Source organism: Microvirga arvi, from assembly GCF_016892765.1.
GTDB lineage: Bacteria > Pseudomonadota > Alphaproteobacteria > Rhizobiales > Beijerinckiaceae > Microvirga > Microvirga arvi.
The window spans coordinates 1-554 of record NZ_JAFEMD010000230.1 but is presented as its reverse complement, the minus strand read 5'-3'; the positions used below and the strand labels follow the sequence as shown (position 1 = coordinate 554).

General features: G+C 61.0%; 1 protein-coding gene. It reads right to left on the bottom strand.

From position 1 onward, the window contains the following. Window positions 1–554 (bottom strand): tripartite tricarboxylate transporter permease (locus ILT44_RS30645; protein WP_204243381.1); only part of this gene is annotated, 554 nt, incomplete at both ends.

Here is a 554-nt window from a genome sequence, read left to right as displayed (position 1 = left end):
ACCTCGTCCCTTCCCTTTCGGATGGAAGGCAGGAGGGCGATCACAAGTAGGATAGCGGCCACCGCGAGCAGACCGGCACTGACCGGACGCTCGATGAAGGTCTCCATCGACCCGCGCGAGATGATGAGCGCGCGCCTAAGGTTCTCCTCCATCAGCCTGCCAAGCACGAAGCCGAGCAGCATCGGCGCCGGCTCGAAGCCGAACTTGATCAGCATATAGCCCACGAGACCGAAGAAGCCGATGAACATCACGTCGGTCGGCAGCGAGTTGATCGAGTAGATGCCGATGCAGCAGAACATCAGGATCGCCGGGAACAGCAACCGATACGGCACCTTCAACAGCCGCACCCACATGCCGACCAGCGGCAGGTTGATGATGAGCAGCATGAGGTTGCCGACCCACATGGAGGCGATCATGCCCCAGAATAGGGTCGGGTTCTTGGTCATCACCTGCGGGCCTGGGATGATGCCGTGGATCGTCATGGCACCGACCATCAGGGCCATCACCGCATTCGGCGGAATGCCCAGCGTCAGCAACGGGATGAAGGAGGTCTG